We start from the raw sequence: 22,503 nt of genomic DNA, 5'->3' as shown, positions 1-22,503 counted from the left end.
GCTTGAGTTCATTTTAGTTTTGATGATTCACGAATAAATAATTCTGATCTGAGGGTGATTTTATGGGTATTTTTCAACCTGCTTTCTGATTTTTGATCAAGATGATCGATGAGGTTTTGCATCGCAATTTCTCCCATCTCATATCCTGGGTAATTGATAGTTGTAATATTAGGCTCCACCAATCTGGAAATCGCGTCGTTGTTGAATCCCACTACAGCAATATCTTCTGGTATTCTATAACCTTCCAATTTCAATTGCTGAATACAACTGGCAGCACAAGCATCGTTGGAGACAAAAAGTCCGTCGATAGGTAAGGCTAATTTTTTGATTTTTTGAATGATTTCTGCTCCTGCTTCTTCATTGAGATCAGAATGAAAGATTAACTTTTCTTCGTACTCAAGCCCATTATCTAAAAGGGCAGATTTGTATCCATTCAGCCTATCACGATATACATTGGCTTTAATATTTCCCAAGACATGCACAATTTTCCTGCAACCTTGGTCAATCAAATGATTTGTGGCTTCGTAGGCAGCATTCAGATTATCAATGGTCACGCCGAAAATATCCCCGAAGTTTCCTATCCTGTCATAAAATATCAGAGGAATATTTTTTTTAATAAAAGGAGCAAAATGATCTAAACTCTCTGTGTTGCTGGCTAATGATACTAATAGACCGTCTACCCGGCTGTTGAACATGGTAATGGTGTTGGCTATTTCCTTTTCCTTTGATTCTAGAGATTGGGAAATGATCAGGTTAAACCCTGCATTATTTGCTACCTTTTCCATTCCTGCAATTACATCAGATTGAAAAGAACTATTCAGCCTGGGAACAATCACCCCTATATTATTGGTTCTTTTGCTTCTTAGATTGGACGCAAATACATTGGATTGATAGCCCATATCAAGGGCTGCTTGGAAGATTTTTTTTCTCGTCTTCTCGTTGACTGCTGGATTATTATTGAGTGCACGGCTAACCGTAGTTGGTGAAACCCCCAGATCCTTGGCTATATCATAAATAGTTATTTCCTTATCCATAAGCAGTATGATATTAAGCTTTAAAAACGACCTCCGCAAAGAGGCCGTTTTCATGGTTTAATAGGTAATGATTAAATATGATTAAGGTTTTTTCATTGGATCTATGGTTTGTATAGTTCCATCAGGGTTATGGGTCAATTCAGCCATTTTGATATTTCTGAGATGGGTTTCTCCTGAAAGCTCCGTGTCATGATAGAAAATATACCACTTATCATCTACCTTAACAATGGAATGGTGGTTGGTCCAACCTTCAACAGGTTTAAGCACTACACCTTGGTAAGTAAATGGACCATAGGGAGAATCGCCAATGGCATAAGCGATATTGTGGGTATCTCCGGTAGAGTAGGAGAAATAGTATTTGCCATCGTGCTTATGAACCCAAGCAGCTTCGAAAAATCTTCTTTCATGATCACCAGCTAGGATTGGAGAACCATCTTTATCCAAAATTGAAATCTGCTTTGGTTCTTCACCAAACTGCAGCATATCCTCACTCATTTTGGCAATCACGGGTGCAATGGCAGGTTCATCATCTGCGGGCTCATCGTCATATGGTCTGTCTCCTGTAGAAATATATTTTCCTGTTCTCCATTTTTGAAGTTGACCGCCCCAAATTCCACCCCAGTACATATAATAATCTTTTCCATCTTGAAAGACTGCCGGATCCATACTGTAACTTCCCTTGATGGGTTCTGCTTCTGCTTTGAAAGGTCCTTCAGGCTTATCAGCTACCGCCACACCTATTCTAAAAATATCATCATGATCTTTAGCGGGAAAGTAGAAATAATATTTACCGTCTTTCTCTGCGGCATCAGGAGCCCACATTTGTCTTTTTGCCCAAGGCACATCATCTATATCCAGAATAACACCATGGTCTACGGGCTCCGCATCAATGGATTCCATAGAAAATACATGGTAATTTCTCATGTTAAAATGGGCACCTGAGTCATCTTGTTTAATTTCTGATTCTTCATCATGCGATGGATAAATATAAATTTTCCCATTAAAAACATGTGCAGATGGGTCCGCTGTGTAGATATGGGAAACCAAAGGTTTTGAAAGGTAATTGCTGACACCTTCCTGGTTTTCAACTTCTTCACTGGTAGAGGTTTTTTCGCTACATGAGGATAAAAGCAAGACTCCACATGCCAATATCAAGGGAGTTAGGATGATTTTAAGATTCATAGGTTTAGATTTATTATTTTATTTTGGAAAAACTAATTTAGAAAAATTGAAATCGGTTTCAAAATTAAAATACATGAATAAAATATTGTTAAGGGAAAAAAATAAATAAAAAGTCCTGAGCATTTCAAAAAAACGCTCAGGACTTAAAACAGGATTGATATCAAAGAATATCAAACTATTCCTGCCCAAATCAGGCCTGCCTCAACACCTCGGATTTCTGCTAAACCTTTGAGTCGACCTATCGCAGTATAACCAGGGTTGATGATGGGTTTATCCAGGTCATCAAGCATCTGATGTCCATGGTCGGGACGCATTGGGATAGAGACTTTTCTCTGCTTTTGAATCTTCAGAATTTCAGCAATAACGGCTTCCATAAGGACATTTCCATCCAAATGATTGTCTTCAAAAAAGTTTCCTTCCTGATCACGCCTGGTAGATCTTAAATGAATAAAGTGGATATACCTTCCAAATTCCCTGACCATGGCAATCAAATCATTATCCTCTCTTACTCCATACGAACCGGTACAAAATGTAAAACCATTGTGCCTGTTATCATTATCTCCTATAATCCTTTTCATGTCTGCGGCAGTGGAGACTACTCTTGGCAATCCAAAAATATCAAATGGTGGATCATCGGGATGGATAGCCATAAAGACACCATTTTCCTGAGCTACAGGAATGATTTCTTCCAGAAATAGCCTTAAATTTTCTGCGAGCTGTTCTCTGCCTATTTCTTTATAGGTAGCCAATGCAGCTTTAAACTGTTCCAAAGTATAGCCTTCCTCAGAGCCCGGAAGTCCTTTGAGAATATTGTCCTGAACTCTTTGGATATCAGCTTTAGAAGCATTCTCAAAAAAATTCTTGGCGGCGTGTATTTCCTCCGGACTATAATCCTTTTCTGCTTCCTCTCTTTGAAGAATGTATAAGTCGAATGCCGTAACTTCCTTTTTGACAAACCTTAAGGCTTTTGCGCCATTGGGTAGGGTATGGGCCAATTCGGTTCTCGTCCAGTCTAAAATAGGCATAAAGTTGTAGCAGATTCTGAATACTCCCTCAGTAGCTAGATTCTTGATGCTTTGCTTATAATTTTCTATCAATTCCCTAAAATTCCCGGATCGGGTTTTGATCTTTTCGTGCACGGGCACAGATTCTACCACATCCCAGGATAAACCCGCTGATTCGATCAGGGATTTTCTATTTTTGATTTCCTCAAGGGGCCAAACTTCACCATTAGGGATCTGATGGAGTGCGGATACGATCCCCGTGGCTCCTGCCTGCGAAATATACGCAAGACTTACAGGGTCTTTGGGACCATACCAACGCATGGTCTGTTTCATTCTAAAAGTCATGGTTATATGTATTTAAATGATATAAGCTTAGCGATATTCAAATGATACATGCTTCGCGATATACATAGATATATGCCCCTCCCTACCGGCAGGCAGGTTTAGCGAAATAATATTCAGCATCATACTTGTGAAGCTATTTCAACTATATTTCTATCGTATTTCAACTGTATTTCTGTATACCTAACATTCCATTAAAACTATATAGGCTAGATAGGATTTTTTAAACCCCAGAATAAGCAGAAAAACCTCCATCTACCGGGATAATGGTTCCTGTTACAAATTTTGATGCATCAGAGCAAAGCCACTGCAATGTTCCAAGTAAGTCTTCGGGTTCTCCAAACCTTTTCATAGGGGTATGGGATATGATCTGATCACCTCTTTGGGTCAAATTACCGTTACTCTCTTTTAAAAGGCTGTAATTTTGTTCAGTCAGGAAGAATCCCGGAGCTATTGCATTGACTCTGAAAAACTCTCCATGTTTTGAACAAAGTTCAACTGAAAGCCATTTGGTCAGGTTATCAATAGCAGCCTTTGCCGAGGCATATCCTGCTACTCTTGTCATTGGCCTACTTGCAGCCATGGATGAAATGTTGATGATATTGCCTTCACCTTTAGGGAGCATGAGTTCGAGGAATACTTTACACGGAATAAGGGTGCCTTGGTAATTCAGATCCATCACCTTTCTCATGGCCTCTATAGAAAGGTCATAGATTGTCTGATTAGGCTGTACTATTGCTTCAGACACATTTCCACCAGCCATATTGATCAATACATCAATAGTTCCAAAATGTTTTCTGATTAATGTGGCAGCTCTTTCTACTTGATCTTCTTTGGTGACATCTGCAAGATAGCCGTCAGCATTTCCACCGGCTGTCCTGATTTTATCCACCAGTTTTTCTACTTTGGAAGGCGTTCTTCCAATGATGATTACCTGTGCGCCTTCTTTGGCTAGGTAGTTGGTAATTGTTTCGCCCAAAACACCTGTTGCACCTGTTATGACAATTTTTTTATTTTTTACTTTAAATAAGGACATTCTTAGTTGATTTAAGGAAAGTTGAAATAGTTTTTGGCATTATGGTAGCAAATATCCTGAATGATTTTACCTACCCATTTTTCATCTTGAGGCAGTTCCCCATTTTTCATATCTCTTCCAAACAAGTTACAAAGGATCCTTCGAAAATACTCGTGCCTTGGAAAAGAAAGGAAACTTCTGGAGTCAGTGAGCATGCCTACGAAAGTGGAAACCAAGCCCAAATTGGATAGGGCGTTGAGTTGTCTTTCCATACCATCTTTTTGATCCAGGAACCACCAGCCTGATCCAAATTGTATTTTGCCTCTGATACTGCCATCATTGAAATTGCCGCACATACTTGCAAAAATTTCATTATCTGATGGATTGAGGTTGTAAATCACGGTTTTGGAGAGTTTGTTTTCCTGATCCAGGTGATTTAAAAACCCAGATAAGGCTTTTGCTTGTGAATAATCTCCAATAGAGTCAAAACCCGTATCTGGCCCCAACTTGGCTAAGTTGCGGCTGCTATTGTTCCTCATAGCTCCAAGATGAAACTGCTGAGTCCATCCCTTGGCATGATACATTTTACAGAGTTCTGAAAGTACCTTGAATTTGAAATAATTTATTTCTTCCTCGCTTGCTTCAATCCCATCTTTCGCTTTTTGAAAAATGCTTTCCGGGCTAAATTTTTCTTGCTCAAAATAAAACATCTTTTCCAGGCCGTGATCTGATAGTCTGCATCCATTTTGGTGGAAAAACTCTATCCTCAATTTTAAAGCCTGCAATAAGTCTGAATAGCTTTTTACTTCTATATCAGCAGCTATTCCAAGCCTTTGTAAGTAAGCAGGATAATTCTTACTGTCTTCAATTGCGAAAGATTTATCCGGCCTGAATGCAGGATATAATTTGGTAAAAGAATTTCTTTCTGTAAAGGAAATGTGATGCTCCAAATTGTCTGCAGGATCATCCGTGGTGCAGACCGATTCCACTTTCATTTTTTCCAGTAATGCCAAAGTTGAGTAATCTTTTGAGTTGATTTTTGAAGTACAGTCTTCATAAATTCTTTCTCCACTTTTTCCATCAAGTAATTCAAATTCATCAAAATACCTCAGCAATTCCAGATGAGTCCAATGATAAAGCGGGTTTCTCAAGGTGAACGGTACAGACTCAGCCCATTTCAGGAATTTATCTTTGTCATTTGCATTGCCAGTGATATAGGATTCATCAACTCCCAGCGTACGCATAGCTCTCCATTTATAATGATCTCCAGCCAACCAAACCTGAGAGAGATTTTTAAAAACTCTGTCTCTTGCGATATCTTCAGGTGGCAGGTGATTGTGGTAATCGATAATAGGGCAGGAGGAAGCATAATCATGATATAATTTTCTGGAAAATTCATTTTCCAAAAGGAAATCTTCAGAGATAAAAGCATGCTTAATCATGGAGGTCTTTTGGGTGTGCATAGCTCAATAGGTTTTAGCATTCATTTTAACACTTTTAAATCGCTTTCTAAACCAAATCCGCCTTTTTAATTATGGAAACGATTCCGTTATGTGTTTTTTGAAAAATTCACCTGTTTACAAGCAGATTGGTTTTTTTTAATTAAGTTGTGTTTGTTAGTTATAATTGCTCCAATTTAAAATGCCTAAAGTAAATATCAAATATTTGGCTTCGTTGCTAAATATGGCCCCTTCCACTGTGTCAAGGGCATTAAACGACAGTTATGAAATCAGTCCTGCAACAAAGGCCAAGGTAATGGCTTTGGCAAAAGAGTTGAATTATCAGCCGAATCCATACGCTAGAAGTTTGAGAGCTAATAGCAGTAAAACTATCGGGGTAATCATTCCCGAAAGGATCAATAATTTCTTTGCCCAGGTGATAGATGGACTGGAGTCAGTAACACAAGAATACGGTTTTCATTTGCTAGTATATAATTCTCATGAGGATGTGGAACAGGAAAAAAAAATCATTTCTTATTTGCTGGGCGGCAGGGTAGACGCCATTATCATGTCTGTATCCAGTCAGACAAGCAGCTCTGAACATTTGATACAGGTTCAAAATCAAGGGATTCCTATCATTTTTTTCGATCGTATTGCCCAGGATATTCCCACAACCAAGTTTATTACCAATGATTTTGAAAGTGGTTATCTCGGAACCAAGCACCTGATTGAACAGGGCTGTAGGAAGATTTTTTTTCTATCACTTTCTAAAGAAATTACGATTGGTAAAGAAAGGTTAAATGGATACCTGAAAGCTATAAATGAATCAGGTTTGGCTTTTAAGGATTCGTGGGTACTTCACTGTACTCAGGAAGAAAATAAAAATGCAGCACTTATAGAGAAAACACTTTTTCCAATTGACAGGCCCGACGGTATTATATCTTCAGTAGAAAAATTAGCCATTACTACCTATCAGGTTTTGAAAAAAACAAGGCTAAAGGTCCCCCAAGATGTAAGGATAGTCAGCTTCTCCAACATGAGCATTGCGGATTTGTTAGATCCACCTTTGAGCACTATTGCTCAGCCTGCCGATAAAATTGGTATCGCCTGCGGCAAGCTTTTAATGAAAAAACTTAAAATAAAGAAGCAGGAAGATATACAGGATGAGGTTATCATAATTCCATCTGTATTACACATAAGAAAGTCTTCTCTTCATTAAAACGATGAACAAAAAAAGACCTCATCCATAGGAAGGGTCTTTTGAGTTGGTTCAATAGGTTTGAGTTATTATCTTTTTAAATCTTTGGTCCCCAACCAGGTTCATAATCCCTTGACCAAAGAGCCATGCCTTTGGAGTTTTTGATATGTCCATTACTCGGATCGCAATCAAAGTTTTCTCCTATGCGGTAAGAAATATTGGCTAAATGACAGAGTAGGGTAGATACCGCCCCTTCGTCTATAGTGGAGTTCTGTTTTTGCTTTCCTCTGATTGCCTCAAAGAAATTAACTACGTGGTCTGTGGTATTATCTCCTCCACCTCCCAGATTGGTACTTCCTTCTTCTCCCCTGGATTTTTCTTCTTTGATCAACTTTCCTGCTCTATCATAAAGCTTGTAAACACCTCTGTTTACGAATACTGAGCCTTCTGTGCCGTAAATGATGGTTCCACGGTCTGCACCATAAGTGTTCAGGGCATTTCGACTTTTACCATCCCATACAATGGTTTTATCATCCTCAAACTGGAAGGTGGCATACATGGTGTCGTACATGGTCCAGCCATCATCAACAAAATGGTATTTGCCTGCATCTACATTGACGTGCTTTGGAAACTCCACCTGCAAAGCCCAGCGGGCCACATCAAGTTCGTGCGTAGCATTATTGCCTGTCTCTGCTGTACCATAATCCCATCCATACCAATGCCAATTGTAATCCCATGTATCATGGGTATATTCTCTTCTCGGTGCAGGCCCCTGAAACAATTCCCAATCTAAACCCTGAGGAGGGGCTTGTTTAACCTGATGTGGAGTGGGTCCACGGCCATTACTGTAAAATGCAACGGCCCTATAAGGCTTACCGATAACACCTCCGTGAATTTCTTTAATAATTTCAATGGTATGATAAGATGACCTTTGTTGGTTCCCCATCTGAATGACCTTATTAAACTTGTCTCTGTATTTGATCAACAACTCGCCTTCTTCGGGACTGTGGCTACAAGGTTTTTCCACATACACATGTTTTCCGTTTTCTACTGCCATCCAAGTACCCGGAGCATGCCAGTGGTCAGGGGTGGCATTGATTAGTACGTCGATTTCTTTATTTTCAATGACTTTGATGATGCTGTTTTCCAGCTTGGGAATATAATCTATATGCTTGGCAAAACTTGCAGCAGCATTTTCCCTTTGTGATGCCATTACATCACAGAGTGTGTGCAAAACCACATTACTTTCTTTTCTTGCGATTGGGCTATAAAAAGCTCCTAACCTTCTACCCAAACCTGCAATAGCCACTTGCATTCGGTCATTGGCTCCCAGTATATTTCCATAGCTTTTGGCGGTAAAGCCCAATGCACCCAATGAGGAAACCCCGGCAGTTGCTAGAACTGATTTTTTGATAAACTCCCTTCTGGGATTGAAATTTTTGCTCATGGTTAATGGGTTTATTTAAGCGTTTTGATTTTAATGTTTTTGAAATGTACTTCATCTCCGTGATCCTGCAATAAAATATGGCCTTCTTCAGCCTCGCCAAAGTTCTCCCATATTTTGTATTTACTTCCAGCTACCAATTTGCGGAAATCCTCCGAACCTCTTTCATATTCCAAGACCTTCACACCATTTAGATAATGCTCCACCTTGTTGTCAGGATGTACTACAATTCTACCTTTATTCCATTCTCCTGGTCCTTTTACAAATCGTGCCTGTTTTGAAGCAGTTTTCAGATCATATAAAGATGCAAGGGTACGGTTACCATCAATGCCCATTTTTGCATCTGGATGGTTTTTATCATCCAAAATCTGGTATTCCAGACCAATGGCTGAACCTGTGTTTTTTTCTTCCAAGGTTACAAAATACTTTACTCCCGAATTGGCCCCCTCGGTAAATTTAAAATCAAAAGCCAAATCAAAAGCACTGTATTTCTCTTTTGTGACGATATCTCCAAAATTCGTGGATTCCCCGCCATCAGCTGCTTCTACCATCAATATACCTTCTTTGATATGCCAGCCTTTTTCAGGAAAATCATCCTTGTAAGCACCTATCCAGCCATCAGAATTTTCACCATTAAAAAGCAACTTCCAACCTTTTTCCTTTTCGAAATCAGTCAAATTATTCAAAGCGGTGCTGACCACGAAAATGTCATTTTTAAATGGGGTAGGTTCTAAATTTTCAGTTTTGATGCGGACTTTTCTAAAGTATGTTTTGTTGCCCTCATCTTCTGGATTATTGATGCTATGTACTTGTAGGCCAATGTGACCCTTATAGTCCATTTCATCCACTACATAGGCAACCTCTTTTCCATTTATCCAGGATTTGATTTCATTTCCTATGCACTCTATTCTGTAGTGATTCCAATCATTCATTTTAAAGGCGGACTTTGCCTCCGGATTCAGATCCAAAGGATATAACCAACCACGCCTTGCTTCATCATATAATCCACCGGACCAAGCTCTTTCTGTAGGATCTGCTTCTATTTGATAGCCATAGACTAAGCCATTGCCATCTCTTGCCTCTTGGTCAAACTGACCTCTGACCATCACGCCTGAGTTGCTGCTGAGGTCCTCTATCTTAAGCTCCAACTCCAGGATAAAATCGCTGTATTCCTTTTCAGTAATTAAAAACGTGTTGGGAGTATTTGACTTGGCTATTCCTATGATTTCTCCGTCTTTGATTTCAAAGTTGGCTTCCCCCATAACAGGTCTCCAACCATCTAGGTCTTTGCCGTTGAATAGGTCAGTCCAGGTTTCATCTCCTTGTTCATCATTTGCAGATTGACAGGCATAGCTCAAAAAAAGCACAAATAACAAGATGAGATAATTCAGTCCATTTAGTTTCATATTTTGGGTTTTGATATACGGATTTATTTTTATAATCCTTGAAATTCCTCATTAAAGCCAAATTTTCAAGTTATAAAAAGCATTTATTACGAAATCGATTTCGACTTTCAGCTATAATGAGTTATTAATTCTTTAAATTAGAAAATATCTTGATAAAAATAACAGCCGATGTATGTAATCGGCAAAACTCCCTCTAACTCATGCCTAAAAAACCCACACAAGCTAGAGCTATCTGCTTCTATCCTTTCTCGTATTTTACCAAGCAAAAATTTCATCTTTGTTTTTTTCTTTGGTTAAGCGCAATACCCTTTTGCATCGGGCAAAATATCGCCTACGAACGTATTTATCTTTCCGGCCAGGATGCCGCTACTCCTGTAAACTGGGAATTTATGGTGGATGGTGGGAGGAAATCAGGAGAGTGGTCAAGCATTCCTGTTCCCTCCAATTGGGAGCTACATGGATTTGGAACGTATAATTATGGACATGACCATAGTAATCCTAATAGAGTTTTGGGTAAGGAAAAAGGTTTTTATAAATATGAATTTGAAGCTCTTTCATCATGGGAAGGTAAGTCAGTGCAACTCGTTTTTGAGGGTGTTATGACAGACACTAAAATTAAAATAAATGGGGATGCGGTAGGAGCTGAGTTTCAAGGGGGTTTTTACCGATTTACTTTTGATATCAGTAAATTTTTGAATTTTGGTCAACAAAATGTATTGGAGGTAGAGGTGGCTAAGCATTCTGCAAATGCATCCGTAAACAGAGCTGAGCGTGAAGCAGATTACTGGATTTTTGGCGGTATTTACAGACCTGTATATTTGGAAGTTTTGCCAGAAGTGCATTTTCAGAGAATAGCGGTCAATCCTAAGGCTGATGGGAGTTTTGAAGCCAGACTATGGCTGAATGAGGTACTGGATCAGGGCATAATTGAAATGGAGCTTTTTGAGTCAGGTCAAAAGCAATCCCTTGGGACAATAAGTACATTGGTCGATGCAAGTGAAATTACCCTTTGGGGGGATTTTCCTGAAGTAAAAGCTTGGAATCCAGAAAAACCAATACTGTATGATGCTGTCTTCAGACTGAAAAATGAAGGTACAGCCATTTTTGAAAAAACAGAAAAAATCGGGTTCAGGACTGTAGAGCTTAGGGAACAAGATGGTATTTATGTTAATGATAAACGGGTAATATTTAAAGGAGTAAACAGGCACTCATTCCATCCTAGTTCGGGAAGAGCACTTTCTGAAGCCAATCATTTAGAGGACATTCTGTTGATGAAAGAGATGAATATGAATGCTGTGCGCATGTCTCACTATCCACCCGACGAACGCTTTTTGGCTCTTTGTGATTCATTGGGGCTTTTTGTATTGGATGAGGTTGCCGGTTGGCAACAGGGGTATGATACTAAAATAGGCCCAAAGGTGATCAAAGCTACGGTCTTGAAAGATGCAAACCATCCCTCTGTCATCATTTGGGATCATGGAAATGAAGGCGGTTGGGACTTCGAAAATGAGCAATGGTTTCATGAGTACGACATACAAAAAAGGCCAGTAATCTATCCTTGGTTGATTCGTAATGGTGTAGATACATTTCACTATTTTAATTTCAATGCCGGAGTCCAAAGGTTGACACGGGGGCAGACTCCATTTTTCCCGACAGAATTTATGCATGGACTTTATGATGGCGGACATGGTGCAGGCTTGGAAGATTATTGGACTGATTTTATGAAAAACCCTGTAGCTACCGGTGGTTTTCTCTGGGTATTTGCTGATGAAGCAGTGGTAAGAACTGATCAGGATGGCAAATTGGATGCTGACGGCAATCATGCTCCGGATGGAATCGTGGGGCCTTACAAAGAAAAAGAAGGAAGCTTCTATACGATTAAAAATATTTGGTCACCTATTCAGATTGTGCCTGCCAACGTCAATAAGAATTACAAAGGTGACATTTGGATTGAAAATACTTATATCTATTCCTCTTTAGAAGACTGTAAAATCGAATGGAGCCTTCATAAAATTTCCGGATTTGAAGAATCCATAAGATTGTCTAAAGGTGAAATTCAACTTCCTGAAATATTGCCGGGAGAAAGAAAACAAATAAAATTGCCCTTGTCAGACGAATTCAAATCAGCAGATTACCTGGAAGTAAGTGCATTTGACTGGTCTGGCAGAGAGCTTTATTCTTGGACTTGGCCCATTTCGAGTGCTCAAGAATTTGCTGAGCGAATATTAGCTTTCGATTCTATGGTAGAAGGCGTAACCTCCATGGAGGAAGAGGGAAGTATATTGACTGTTGATGCCGGCGATATGAAATATCTTTTTGACCTGAATTCTGGACATTTGAAAAATGTTTCAAAAAACGGAGTCCCTTTCCCAATAAAGGATGGACCTGTTCCCGTTGGAATTTCATCACAGGCAGAGGATGTAAGTTGGGAAATGGATGCAGATGGGAATGTTCTTGTCAGGACTACACATAGTACCTTTCCGAAACAAAGTATCTGGAAGGTTTATCCTGATGGCACTCTTTATTTTGAAGCAGATGGACCAATGTTGGGAGGACAGGAATTAGATTATTTAGGACTTTCATTTAATCTTCCGGAAGATGAAATGATAGGAGTGAAGTGGATTGGAGATGGTCCATACCGTGTATGGAGGAACCGTATGAAAGGGGTGGAGTTCGGACTTTGGGAAAAGGCTTATAACAATACGATCACTGGTTACAGTTATGAAAACCTTATCTATCCTGAATTCAAAGGCTACCATGCAAATCTTTATGCGATGCTTCTTCAGACTACAGCAGGAGATATTCAGGTAGTTTCGGGAAGTCCAGGGATGTTTTTCAAGCTTTATAATCCAGAAAATCCACCACAAGCGACGCCAGGAGTAACTCCATCCATGCCTGAAGGTGATATTACTTTCCTTCACCAGATTAGCCCTATAGGGAATAAATTTGCAGGTCCTCAGACCATGGGACCTAGTGGAACTAAAATTCAACCTGTGAGCCATTCAGGTGACAAGCCATTTGGCATTCAACTCTGGTTTACATTTCAAAATAATACACCCAATCAATAAGCTATTCACCATGAAAAACCTATTTGCTATTTTATTGCTTATAGTCGGATCTTCGAATTATGGCTTTAGCCAAAATATTAATGAAAACCCTATCCTCAGTCCCTGGGCTGATGATGTCAATCCCAATACCCCTCTGCAGGAATATCCCAGACCGCAGATGGAAAGAGAGACATGGCAAAACCTGAATGGTCAGTGGAATTACACCATCTTGGATAAAGGAGCTGCAAGACCTGAAAGTTTTGATGGAAAAATAACCGTTCCATACCCGGTAGAATCATATCTAAGTGGTGTAATGAAACCTGTGGGAGATGAAAATGAACTTTGGTACCAAAGGACGATCAACCTTGAAAATTCGCAGCGAAAAGGTCGGGTTTTGCTGCATTTCGGAGCAGTAGACTGGGAAGCAGAAGTTTTTGTCAATGGTCAATCAGTAGGTATACATCAAGGTGGTTTTGACCCATTTTATTTTGATATCAAAGATTACCTTAAAAGAGGAAAAGAGCAGGAAATCACCGTCAGAGTATGGGACCCTACAGATGAGGGGCCGCAGCCTCGGGGCAAACAGGTCAATAAGCCTAGAGGAATATGGTACACCCCTGTAACAGGGATATGGCAGACAGTTTGGTTGGAATTTGTTCCAGAGAATTACATTTCTCTTTTGAGAATCATTCCAGATTGGGAAAACGGAAATTTTTTAGTGGAAACTTCTGCTAAGCTTGTCACAGATGACTTTACAGTTGAGGTAAAAGCGTTTGAAGGAACAGTGATAGTTGCAGAATCTTCAGGAGAATTTGGAGAAGAACTGGTTTTGAATATTCCTGATGCAAAATCCTGGTCACCCAATCAGCCGCACCTGTATGATTTTGAAATCAGTCTTAAACGCGGAAATAGGGTAGTGGACGTGGTTAAATCCTATTCGGCTTTGAGAAAAATCAGTATTGGTCTTGATGAAAATGGGATGCAGGTAATGGAATTGAACGGTAAATCTCTTTTCCAGTATGGTCCTTTGGATCAGGGCTGGTGGCCTGATGGTTTATACACGGCCCCTACAGATGATGCTTTGCTATTTGATATTGTCAAAACCAAAGAGATGGGCTTCAATATGATCAGGAAACATGTCAAGGTAGAACCTGCACGCTGGTATTATCACTGTGACCGCTTGGGATTGCTGGTTTGGCAGGATATGCCAAGTGGAGACATGGGAAATGTGTGGGAACCCAAGCCTGGTATCTACAGAAAAGGAATGGAAAGAGAAAGGACTGAGAAATCAGAGAAAATATTCAGGACAGAATGGAAAGCCATTATAGATGCATTCCATCATTTCCCATCTATTGTGGTTTGGGTACCTTTCAATGAAGCTTGGGGACAATTCAAGACCAAAGAAATTACTGAATGGACGCAAGCATATGACCCAAGCAGGCTGGTCAATTCAGCTTCAGGAGGAAATTTTGAATTGGAAGGCAATAAATTGGTAGGGGATATTTTTGATGTTCACAACTATCCTGATCCTGTGATGCCTTCGCCCGATCTTTTTGGGAAAGTCAATATATTGACCTTGGGAGAATTTGGAGGTTTGGGTTTGCCGGTAGAAGGGCATACATGGCAGGAAAAGGACAATTGGGGATATCAGAGTTTCAAAAATCAGGATGAACTCTGGCAGCGCTACCAGCAGTTGATCAAAGATCTTAAGCTATTGATACCTAAAGGACTTGCAGCTGCTGTTTATACCCAGACTACAGATGTGGAAGTTGAGGTGAATGGACTGATGACTTATGACAGGAAGGTGATCAAATTCCCAATAGAAGAAATTCGGAAACTGCATCAGGAGCTTTATGATGACCAGGAATGAGTTTTTTGTTTGTTGAATTTGGAATCAAGTTTACAATAGGAATTACTGTAAGTCCAAATAATTGCAATAATCTTATAGATGAACGATAAATTAAATTATCGTTCAAATAAATGATATTTAAAATTATCCTTAAAATAGACGATAATTTGAATTATCGTTAAATTAAACGATATTTGAAATTATGATAGCAGTAATAAAAGGAGATATTATAGCATCGAGGAAAATTCAGGATCCCGAGGTCTGGATGAATCCACTCAAGGAGCTTTTGTCAAGATGGGGAGACTCTCCAAAAGACTGGGAGCTTGTTTGGGGTGATTTTTTCCAATTGGAAATCAAAGAACCAATAACTGCATTTGGAAAAGCTTTGGCTATTAAGGCTTTGATCAAGAATGTAGTACATAATAAAGAAGACAAGTCCAATGGTCTTCTTGATGTAAGGTTGGCAATTGGAATTGGAGCTAAAACATACGCAGGAACAAGAATATCGGAAAGTAACGGTCCTGCATTTATACATGCAGGTGAACGCTTTGAAAAGCTAAAAAAAGACAAGATCAATTTGGCGATCCAAAGTCCTTGGGAAGAATTCGATAAGGAAATGAATCTTTACTTGAAACTTGCAGGTACATTTATGGATTCTTGGACTGTTTCTTCAGCAGAGTTGGTTGCGATATACCTGGATAATCCTAAAGCAACCCAAGAAGAAATTGGGGAGAAATTAGGAATCAGACAGAATTCAGTCAGTGGGAGGTGGTCCCGGGCCAAAGTCGATGAACTGATTGAGATAAATAAGGTTTTTCAACATAAACTCAATAACTTATTGCAGTGATCTTTTTAGTCAAACTTTTATTGGCCCATTTGATCGGCGACTTTGTCTTACAACCTGATTCATGGGTGAAGGCCAAGGAAACCTACAAGCTTAAAGCATATCAGTTTTATATCCATGTATTGCTTCATGGCTTCTTGGTTCTTATTGTCCTTTGGGACTTATCCTATTGGCTATTGGCTTTGATCTTGGCTTTTTCCCATGCAGTGATAGATATCGTCAAAATTTTTATGCAGACTGACCAAAATAAACCCAAGTGGTTTATCATAGATCAAGGGCTACACGTATTCAGTATTTTGCTGATTTGGTATTTTTGGTTTCAGCCTGAAATCACATTTTCTGTTTGGATGGATAATCCATCTATCTGGATATTATTGACTTCATTTCTGTTCGTTACCTGGGTAGTGGGCATCTTGATCAATGCGCTTTTGGCCAATTGGGCAAAGGCTTTAGAGGAAAGTGAGGGAGAGTCTTTGGTAAATGCAGGAAGGTATATTGGAATACTGGAAAGACTGATGGTTTTTGTATTTGTGTTGACAGATCATTGGGAAGCTATAGGATTTTTATTGGCTGCCAAATCTATATTTAGATTTGGAGACCTGAAGGAGTCCAAAGACAGGAAATTGACTGAGTATATTCTGATTGGAACCTTGTTGAGTTTTGGAATAGCACTACTTACTGGTATGATGGTCAAATGGCTACTGGGTTATCAATGAGTTGTTTTTTATATTTCGAAAATTTCAACCTTAAACATCCATAAAATGCGCTATATATTCCTTCTGATTTGCTTCTTACCACTATTGATCCAGGCACAGACCGTATGCACCGCCGAGAGCAGGGAGCGCTTGGAAAGTATGTTGGAGGAACTGTCAGGGATGGAGCTCCAAGGAAAATCAATCAATGAGCTGAATGTCCTTATAGGACAGAAATTTTTGGGGACCCCTTATGTGGAAAAGACCCTGGAATTACCTGGAGAAGAAAAACTGGTGATTAACCTGACTGGTTTGGATTGTACTACATACTTGGAAACTGTGGTTACCCTTACAAGAATGGCCAAATTGGGGAAGAATACCTTTGAGGATTATGAACAGGAACTGGAAATTCTAAGGTATAGGGATGGGATGAGACAGGACTATCCTTCCAGGTTACATTATTTCTCAGACTGGATTTATCAAAATCAGAAAAAGGGGCTATTGAAGGATATCACCAAAGAGATTGGAGGAAGGTCTTATGCTAATAATCCTTCATTTATGTCTTCCAATCCTCAATATTATGCTCAATTAGGGAATCCTGAATATGTAGAACGATTAAAGCTTTACGAAAGTGAGATCAGTGATAGGACGTATTATTATATTCCTAAAGAGGAAATCAGCCAAAAGGAAAATAAGATCAAACCAGGCGACCTTATAGCCATCACTACCTCCATGAAGAACCTCGATATTGTCCATGTGGGATTTGCTGTTGAGAAAGAAGGGAGAATTCATTTATTGCACGCAGGAACCAAAAATATGAAAGTGGAGGTTTCTGAAATGCCTTTGCATGATTACCTGAAAGGAAATAAGTCACAGTCTGGTATCATGGTGGGAAGACTGATGGAGCCCGATAAGGCTTTTTAAATCAAAGACTTGATTTTATGGATTCATTGTAAAAAAGAAATTTCAATACTTTCTTTCTATTTATACTAAATTGCTTAATTACAGTAGTTTTTTAATCAACTTTACAATAAAAAAATGGCTAATACTAAAATCACTGTTAATTCAAATGGATCGTTAAAAGTTGAAGGTGACTTCGAAATTGTCGATGCTCAGGGTAATGCTTATGGGCTTCAGGGTAGGACCGTATTGGGACTTTGCCGCTGTGGTCTTTCCAAAAATAAACCTTTTTGTGACGGTTCACATCGTGGACATTTGGAACACAATGCGGTAGCTTTCGATCTCCCTCCAAAAAAAGTGTAGATCAAATAGATTTGAACAGGACCCAGGTTAATTGCTTATGTTAGTTAAATGACCCGGGTTTTTTCTGTTTTTTTTCTTTTTAACTCTTCTTTAATTTATAAGAGCTTTTCTGTACAATTTTGAAATATACCCCCCCCTGTATCGCACAGATTTTCAGTTACTCTCCATCAAATATTATTTAGTTTGGTGATAGATTTTAAGGAATTATAATTGATACTTGATTCTTATTCATGGTATCAGCTCCACATTCGAGATGGTGAAATAGGGTTGATGGCTGAATGGGATCGTCCAATAATTCAAAAGCCTCAGGTTATTTTCTTTTTTGAGATGTAAAGGGTAGTTCTCTAAATTATTGGAACTTACCTCATCGATTGATTTCAAAATTTTCACATTCTTATATCCCCATTTAATGCAGAGATATTCACTTTTTGCAAAAAGAAACATTTCTGAACTTTCTTATATAGCTCTTCCCTGTCTACTGGTTTGGTAATGTAATCATCCATTCCAACGGCAGCAGCTTTATTTTTGGCTTTATCTGTAGCATCTGCTGTCACGGCTATGATAGGAATATGAGTGTGATGATTTCCAGCAGATCCAGATCTTATGGCTTCTGTAGCTTCATAACCGTCCATCTCCGGCATCTGAAGGTCCATAAGGATAAGGTCAAATTTCTCTTCCTTCAACTTTTGCAGAGCTTCCACACCATTGTAAGCGAGATCAAAACTGGTATTTTTCCACTTTTTCAATATAGACTTCATGACCATCTGGTTGACAGCATTGTCTTCGACCACCAGGATGTTTTTACCACTGAGATCGTGAACACCATTCTTTAAAAAATCAGGTTCTTGGGCAGAGGCTGGTTCTGCATAATTGAAATCCAATAAAACTGTTACCGTTGTACCTTCTCCTTCTTGACTTTCTATTTCCAGCTTACCCTCAAACAATTCCACCAATGCCTTTACTATGCACAATCCCAAGCCAAATCCCCCAAACTTCCTTTTATCATTGATGGTCTCCTGAATAAAAGATTCAAAAATACTATTGAGTTTATGTTTTGGAATACCAACTCCTGTATCTGTAATTTTGATATTTAGACTGACTGTCTGATTGGCTTTCTGAGTAGTTTCAATGCTCAATTTTAAACTTCCTTCAGGAGTAAACTTTAGGGCATTGCCAAGTAGATTTTGGAAAATCTGTCTGGTTCTGGCCAGATCCCCAATAATGAATTTTGGAATCTGTCCAATTTCTTCATAAATGAATTTAAGATTCTTATCCAAAGCCTGTCTTTCAGTATTGGTTCTGACTTCTTTGAGCAGTTTATGGAAATTGAAAACCTTTTTGTCTAATTTCAGCTCCTTCTTTTCTATTCTGGAATAATCCAGGATATCATCGATGGCACTCAAAAGGCCAAGCGAAGAATATTGAATTACTTCAAGGTCTCCTTTTACTCTTTCATCCTTGCTTTGTTCCTGGACTGATTTGGATAACCCTATAATGGCATTCAAGGGAGTGCGTAATTCATGGCTGATATTGGAAAGGAAAAATGACTTGATCTCATTGGATTCTTCCGATTTCTCTAGTGCTAGTTCTTGCATTTGCTCTTTCTCAGATTTCAGCAAACGGATTCTGTTTGCCATGGACAAAGAAAGAAACATTACCTCCATGCCAGTCCCAAATTTGGAGCTGAATTCAGTCCAAAAGGAATTTGGAATAACACTGAAGTTATTCAGAATAAAGACCAAAAAGCCCAAGAAAAAAGATGTGATACCCAAACTGAAAAAGATATCGGGAGATTTCCCTTTGATATATCCGGCTACCAAAGAAGCTATAACATGAAACAAAATAAGGATACCCAATAAATTGACCAAAGGGTAATAAAACCTAATTCCAAATGGCACTGTGACTATCAGGATCATCAGCGTAATTAATAGAATAAACAGTATGTTAAAAGACTTATGTATCCCAGGACTGTATTCCTTTACATTTAGGTAAACTTGTGTATATCTTCCAAAAGCAATGGCTGAAAAGGTTGCAAAAATTAAAATTGATCGCTGGGAAAACCAGCCTGCATCAGGAGTGATATATTGGTAAAAATAGCCATCAAGTCCCATATGCAATAGAATGATAGACAAAACATAAAAAGAGTATAACAGAAAACTTTTTTCTCGGATACCAAAGTAGAAAAAAAGATAAATGATCCCTGCTAAAAAGAGTAAGCCATAGAACCCTCCAAAAATGAGCTGTTCAAAATAAGATTGTTCAATCAAAGACTCTGAATCAAAAATATTGAGGGGTAGATTGATAACCTCGCCATCACTTTGAAAATTAATGTAAAAAGTATATGTTTCTCCGGGCTCTAATTCCAATGGAAAGAGAATTTTTCTATGATTTACAGGTCTTAGTTTCAGGGGAATTAGGTCCCCGCTTTCAAAACTTGCAATGACTTGCTTATCCCTTATTTGGTAAAGATTAACGACATCAGTAATGGGTCTTCCGGTCTCTAAATAAAGTTTTTTGAATTTTTCAGAAGAATTGGAGAGTTCAAATTTCAGCCAATAATTTTTATCAGTGAAGCCTAAATTTGAATTTGCTGAAGCTACTTCGGTAAATTTAAACTCTCCTTCTCTTGATAGGAAAGTTTCAAAATCTAAATTTTCATCACCTAAATCAGCTATTTCAGCGATTTGAAAAATACTTCTTGGAAACTTTTCTGGAACATCCTTACCCAGTGTAGTAAGAGGAATTATAAACAGTAAAGCTAGTATAAATAGATTTTGTTTAAAGTTCATCTGATTGGTTTTTGGGGTGAAAAACATGATAAAGTACGCCTTTTCTGCAACAAATAGATGTAGGGCAATTTTCTTACATGAAGATTGTTTGGGCTCTAAAAATATATTTAAGTAAAAAAAATAGTAAAAAAATCATGTAATCATTTTTGATTCATGGTATGCGTAAAGTTTATAAAAGAAAAATAGGTAATAATCCTTGAAAAAATTCTATAATAACTGGTTAATTTTTATTTCAAGTTAAAAAATTTTCATCTCTATACTTTGGTTTTGGGTATTTATAGAAGCCTTCTCCGGATTTTTCCCCCAGCTTTCCTGCATCAATATATGATTTTAGAAGTGCAGCAAAACGCTGCGAAGCAGGGTCGGGCTGAGCAGAAGTGACACGCCAAGCTGTATCCAGTCCAATCTTATCTAATATTGCGAATGGTCCCGTGGGCATGTTAAAATTGACCATCCATGACTTGTCTATATCCTCTATGCTTCCAATATCTTTGGTCAGCAGTTTTCCTGCGGCCCCTATAAAGGCCATCAACATGCTGTTGAAAATATACCCCGGGTTCTCTTTTTTGACAAAAACAGGTAGCTGTTCCAGACTTTTTCCAAATGTTTCTAGAATCGGAATTAAATCAGGGTCAGTGCCGGGATGAGGCATGATGTCAACGACTTTCATATAAAATACATCATGAAAATGCAAAGCACAAAATTTAGCAGGTCTTCCCGAAATATCCGCAAACATAGATGGTAATAAAAAGGAAGTATTGGTTGTGAATATAGTTTTTTCCGGGGCAATTTTCCCGAACATTTCCCAGACCTCGTTTTTGACTTGAATATCTTCCAGTACACTTTCATTGATGATGTCAGCATCTTCCACCGCACTTTCAGCATTGTCTGTGAATATGATACTTTCTATGGCATTGATACCGGCACTTTCCTCCAGCCCGGTTCCTTTTGCCAGTTGGTGGATAATTTTGGTCATTGTGATTTTTGAAGCTTTCAGGGCTTCAGTACTGATATCATAGATTTTAACTTTATAGCCGGAAAGGGCAGATTGAAGTGCAACCCTACTACCTAAGGTGCCTGCACCGAGGATACATACATTTTTGATTTTCATATGTTTAAATATTTTGAGTTTCAATACTGTTAAATGCTTTTTTACCACAGGAACGGACAGCATGGATCAAGGCAGCAAAACGGCTATCATCAGCAAAGCCCATCTTATACCTTTTATAAATTTGTTGCGCAATCACTCCTACTTTGAAAAGACCAAAAGCGTAATAAAATACCATATTATCCATAGAGAGAGGGCTTTTACTTCCGTAATATTTAATAACCTCTGCTCTGCTTAGATTTCCTTCAGGGTAGGTGAGATTAAACATTTTCAAGGTGTCAGAATCACCTGCTTCACACCAATAAGCCAGTGAAGTCCCCAAATCCATCAGAGGATGACCTACTGTAGCCATTTCCCAGTCCAGTACAGCAAGGATTTCAGGGCTTTCAGAACCCTCGAGTACCAAGTTGTCATATTTGTAATCATTGTGGATAAAACCCACAGCTTCTTCCCTAGGCATATTTTTTTTCAACCATTCACTGACTTTTTCCATTTCAGGAATTTCATCAGTCTTGGCTTTAAAATAACGTTCAGACCAGCCCAAGACCTGTCTTTCTACATAACCTTCGGGTTTACCTAAATTGATTAAACCGGATTTTTCAAGTTCCAATTGGTGTAGCTCCAGTAGCCCATCTATAGTATTTTTAGATAATTGCTTAAAGAACTCCTTACTCAGCTTCAATCCATCAGGAATTCTGTTTCTAAGAATCAAACCATCGATTTTTTCCATAATAAAAAAAGGAGCCCCTATAATGTTTTCATTGTCACAACAATGCACAGGGGGAGGAACTTTGCTATAAGCCGCTTTTTGTAATGACTCCAACACCTGGTATTCTCTTACCATATC

17 protein-coding genes are annotated in these 22,503 nt (G+C 38.7%); 7 read left to right on the top strand and 10 right to left on the bottom strand.

Going from position 1 to position 22,503, the window contains the following annotated elements:
• Nucleotides 1-8: 8 nt before the first annotated feature.
• The 5 genes from EA341_RS09165 to uxaC all read right to left on the bottom strand — a co-directional run bounded on the left by EA341_RS09165 (nt 9) and on the right by uxaC (nt 6,040).
• Nucleotides 9-1,034, bottom strand: coding sequence for a LacI family DNA-binding transcriptional regulator (locus EA341_RS09165; RefSeq protein WP_293013232.1), 1,026 nt, complete (start codon nt 1,032-1,034; stop codon nt 9-11).
• An 81-nt stretch (nt 1,035-1,115) separates the two neighbouring features.
• Complete coding sequence (locus EA341_RS09160) at nt 1,116-2,216, bottom strand: family 43 glycosylhydrolase (RefSeq protein ID WP_293013229.1); 1,101 nt, start codon at nt 2,214-2,216, stop codon at nt 1,116-1,118.
• Between the two features lie 170 nt (nt 2,217-2,386).
• On the bottom strand, nt 2,387-3,565 hold the full coding sequence (gene uxuA, locus EA341_RS09155; protein WP_293013226.1) for a mannonate dehydratase: 1,179 nt from the start codon (nt 3,563-3,565) through the stop codon (nt 2,387-2,389).
• A gap of 220 nt (nt 3,566-3,785) precedes the next feature.
• Nucleotides 3,786-4,598: an SDR family oxidoreductase gene (locus tag EA341_RS09150; RefSeq protein ID WP_293013224.1), complete on the bottom strand. Its 813-nt coding sequence runs from the start codon at nt 4,596-4,598 to the stop codon at nt 3,786-3,788.
• Between the two features lie 11 nt (nt 4,599-4,609).
• The gene (gene uxaC, locus EA341_RS09145) at nt 4,610-6,040 is read right to left on the bottom strand and encodes a glucuronate isomerase (RefSeq protein ID WP_293013221.1); all 1,431 of its coding nucleotides are present in this window, start codon (nt 6,038-6,040) and stop codon (nt 4,610-4,612) included.
• A gap of 178 nt (nt 6,041-6,218) precedes the next feature.
• Here uxaC and EA341_RS09140 point away from each other — a divergent pair, with 178 nt between their 5' ends.
• Complete coding sequence (locus EA341_RS09140; protein WP_293013218.1) at nt 6,219-7,235, top strand: LacI family DNA-binding transcriptional regulator; 1,017 nt, start codon at nt 6,219-6,221, stop codon at nt 7,233-7,235.
• 76 nt (nt 7,236-7,311) lie between these two features.
• Here the strand turns inward: EA341_RS09140 and EA341_RS09135 are convergent, their stop codons facing one another.
• Both EA341_RS09135 and EA341_RS09130 read right to left on the bottom strand, forming a co-directional pair.
• Nucleotides 7,312-8,661 (bottom strand): Gfo/Idh/MocA family oxidoreductase, encoded by a 1,350-nt coding sequence (locus EA341_RS09135; protein WP_293013215.1) that lies wholly within the window; start codon nt 8,659-8,661, stop codon nt 7,312-7,314.
• Nucleotides 8,662-8,672: 11 nt separating this feature from the next.
• On the bottom strand, nt 8,673-10,064 hold the full coding sequence (locus EA341_RS09130) for a DUF1080 domain-containing protein (RefSeq protein ID WP_293013212.1): 1,392 nt from the start codon (nt 10,062-10,064) through the stop codon (nt 8,673-8,675).
• A 200-nt stretch (nt 10,065-10,264) separates the two neighbouring features.
• On the opposite strand from EA341_RS09130, the gene EA341_RS09125 reads away from it, so the two are divergent.
• From EA341_RS09125 to EA341_RS09100, 6 genes are all read left to right on the top strand, one after another.
• A complete protein-coding gene (locus EA341_RS09125) occupies nt 10,265-13,132 on the top strand; it encodes a glycoside hydrolase family 2 TIM barrel-domain containing protein (protein ID WP_293013210.1) in 2,868 nt (955 codons plus the stop codon).
• A gap of 10 nt (nt 13,133-13,142) precedes the next feature.
• Entirely contained in the window at nt 13,143-14,981 is a 1,839-nt protein-coding gene (locus EA341_RS09120) for a glycoside hydrolase family 2 protein (RefSeq protein ID WP_293013207.1), read from the top strand.
• A gap of 181 nt (nt 14,982-15,162) precedes the next feature.
• Entirely contained in the window at nt 15,163-15,807 is a 645-nt protein-coding gene (locus EA341_RS09115) for a hypothetical protein (RefSeq protein ID WP_293013204.1), read from the top strand.
• The gene (locus tag EA341_RS09110; RefSeq protein ID WP_293013201.1) at nt 15,804-16,520 is read left to right on the top strand and encodes a DUF3307 domain-containing protein; all 717 of its coding nucleotides are present in this window, start codon (nt 15,804-15,806) and stop codon (nt 16,518-16,520) included. Before EA341_RS09115 ends, EA341_RS09110 begins: the two co-directional genes overlap by 4 nt.
• Nucleotides 16,521-16,565: 45 nt before the next feature.
• A complete protein-coding gene (locus tag EA341_RS09105; RefSeq protein ID WP_293013198.1) occupies nt 16,566-17,420 on the top strand; it encodes an N-acetylmuramoyl-L-alanine amidase-like domain-containing protein in 855 nt (284 codons plus the stop codon).
• Nucleotides 17,421-17,534: 114 nt separating this feature from the next.
• Nucleotides 17,535-17,759 (top strand): CDGSH iron-sulfur domain-containing protein, encoded by a 225-nt coding sequence (locus EA341_RS09100; protein WP_293013196.1) that lies wholly within the window; start codon nt 17,535-17,537, stop codon nt 17,757-17,759.
• A 386-nt stretch (nt 17,760-18,145) separates the two neighbouring features.
• Here the strand turns inward: EA341_RS09100 and EA341_RS09095 are convergent, their stop codons facing one another.
• From EA341_RS09095 to EA341_RS09085, 3 genes are all read right to left on the bottom strand, one after another.
• Complete coding sequence (locus EA341_RS09095) at nt 18,146-20,548, bottom strand: hybrid sensor histidine kinase/response regulator (RefSeq protein ID WP_293013194.1); 2,403 nt, start codon at nt 20,546-20,548, stop codon at nt 18,146-18,148.
• Between the two features lie 232 nt (nt 20,549-20,780).
• Entirely contained in the window at nt 20,781-21,659 is an 879-nt protein-coding gene (locus tag EA341_RS09090) for a 3-hydroxyacyl-CoA dehydrogenase (protein ID WP_293013192.1), read from the bottom strand.
• Nucleotides 21,660-21,663: 4 nt separating this feature from the next.
• A partial coding sequence (locus EA341_RS09085) for a phosphotransferase family protein (RefSeq protein ID WP_293013190.1) occupies nt 21,664-22,503 on the bottom strand: 840 nt, incomplete at its 5' end.

It is taken from the genome of Mongoliibacter sp., assembly GCF_007692705.1.
In the GTDB taxonomy this organism is placed as follows: domain Bacteria; phylum Bacteroidota; class Bacteroidia; order Cytophagales; family Cyclobacteriaceae; genus Mongoliibacter.
Note: the sequence above shows the minus strand (reverse complement) of the source record. Positions and strands in the feature narration are given on the sequence as shown.

What these genes read in the sequence shown, in the direction of transcription:
- EA341_RS09165 (WP_293013232.1), bottom strand. Translation starts at nt 1,034, where the DNA reads ATGGATAAGGAAATAACTATTTATGATATAGCCAAGGATCTGGGGGTT.
- EA341_RS09160 (WP_293013229.1), bottom strand. Translation starts at nt 2,216, where the DNA reads ATGAATCTTAAAATCATCCTAACTCCCTTGATATTGGCATGTGGAGTC.
- uxuA (WP_293013226.1), bottom strand. Translation starts at nt 3,565, where the DNA reads ATGACTTTTAGAATGAAACAGACCATGCGTTGGTATGGTCCCAAAGAC.
- EA341_RS09150 (WP_293013224.1), bottom strand. Translation starts at nt 4,598, where the DNA reads ATGTCCTTATTTAAAGTAAAAAATAAAAAAATTGTCATAACAGGTGCA.
- uxaC (WP_293013221.1), bottom strand. Translation starts at nt 6,040, where the DNA reads ATGCACACCCAAAAGACCTCCATGATTAAGCATGCTTTTATCTCTGAA.
- EA341_RS09140 (WP_293013218.1), top strand. Translation starts at nt 6,219, where the DNA reads ATGCCTAAAGTAAATATCAAATATTTGGCTTCGTTGCTAAATATGGCC.
- EA341_RS09135 (WP_293013215.1), bottom strand. Translation starts at nt 8,661, where the DNA reads ATGAGCAAAAATTTCAATCCCAGAAGGGAGTTTATCAAAAAATCAGTT.
- EA341_RS09130 (WP_293013212.1), bottom strand. Translation starts at nt 10,064, where the DNA reads ATGAAACTAAATGGACTGAATTATCTCATCTTGTTATTTGTGCTTTTT.
- EA341_RS09125 (WP_293013210.1), top strand. Translation starts at nt 10,265, where the DNA reads ATGCCTAAAAAACCCACACAAGCTAGAGCTATCTGCTTCTATCCTTTC.
- EA341_RS09120 (WP_293013207.1), top strand. Translation starts at nt 13,143, where the DNA reads ATGAAAAACCTATTTGCTATTTTATTGCTTATAGTCGGATCTTCGAAT.
- EA341_RS09115 (WP_293013204.1), top strand. Translation starts at nt 15,163, where the DNA reads ATGATAGCAGTAATAAAAGGAGATATTATAGCATCGAGGAAAATTCAG.
- EA341_RS09105 (WP_293013198.1), top strand. Translation starts at nt 16,566, where the DNA reads ATGCGCTATATATTCCTTCTGATTTGCTTCTTACCACTATTGATCCAG.
- EA341_RS09100 (WP_293013196.1), top strand. Translation starts at nt 17,535, where the DNA reads ATGGCTAATACTAAAATCACTGTTAATTCAAATGGATCGTTAAAAGTT.
- EA341_RS09095 (WP_293013194.1), bottom strand. Translation starts at nt 20,548, where the DNA reads ATGAACTTTAAACAAAATCTATTTATACTAGCTTTACTGTTTATAATT.
- EA341_RS09090 (WP_293013192.1), bottom strand. Translation starts at nt 21,659, where the DNA reads ATGAAAATCAAAAATGTATGTATCCTCGGTGCAGGCACCTTAGGTAGT.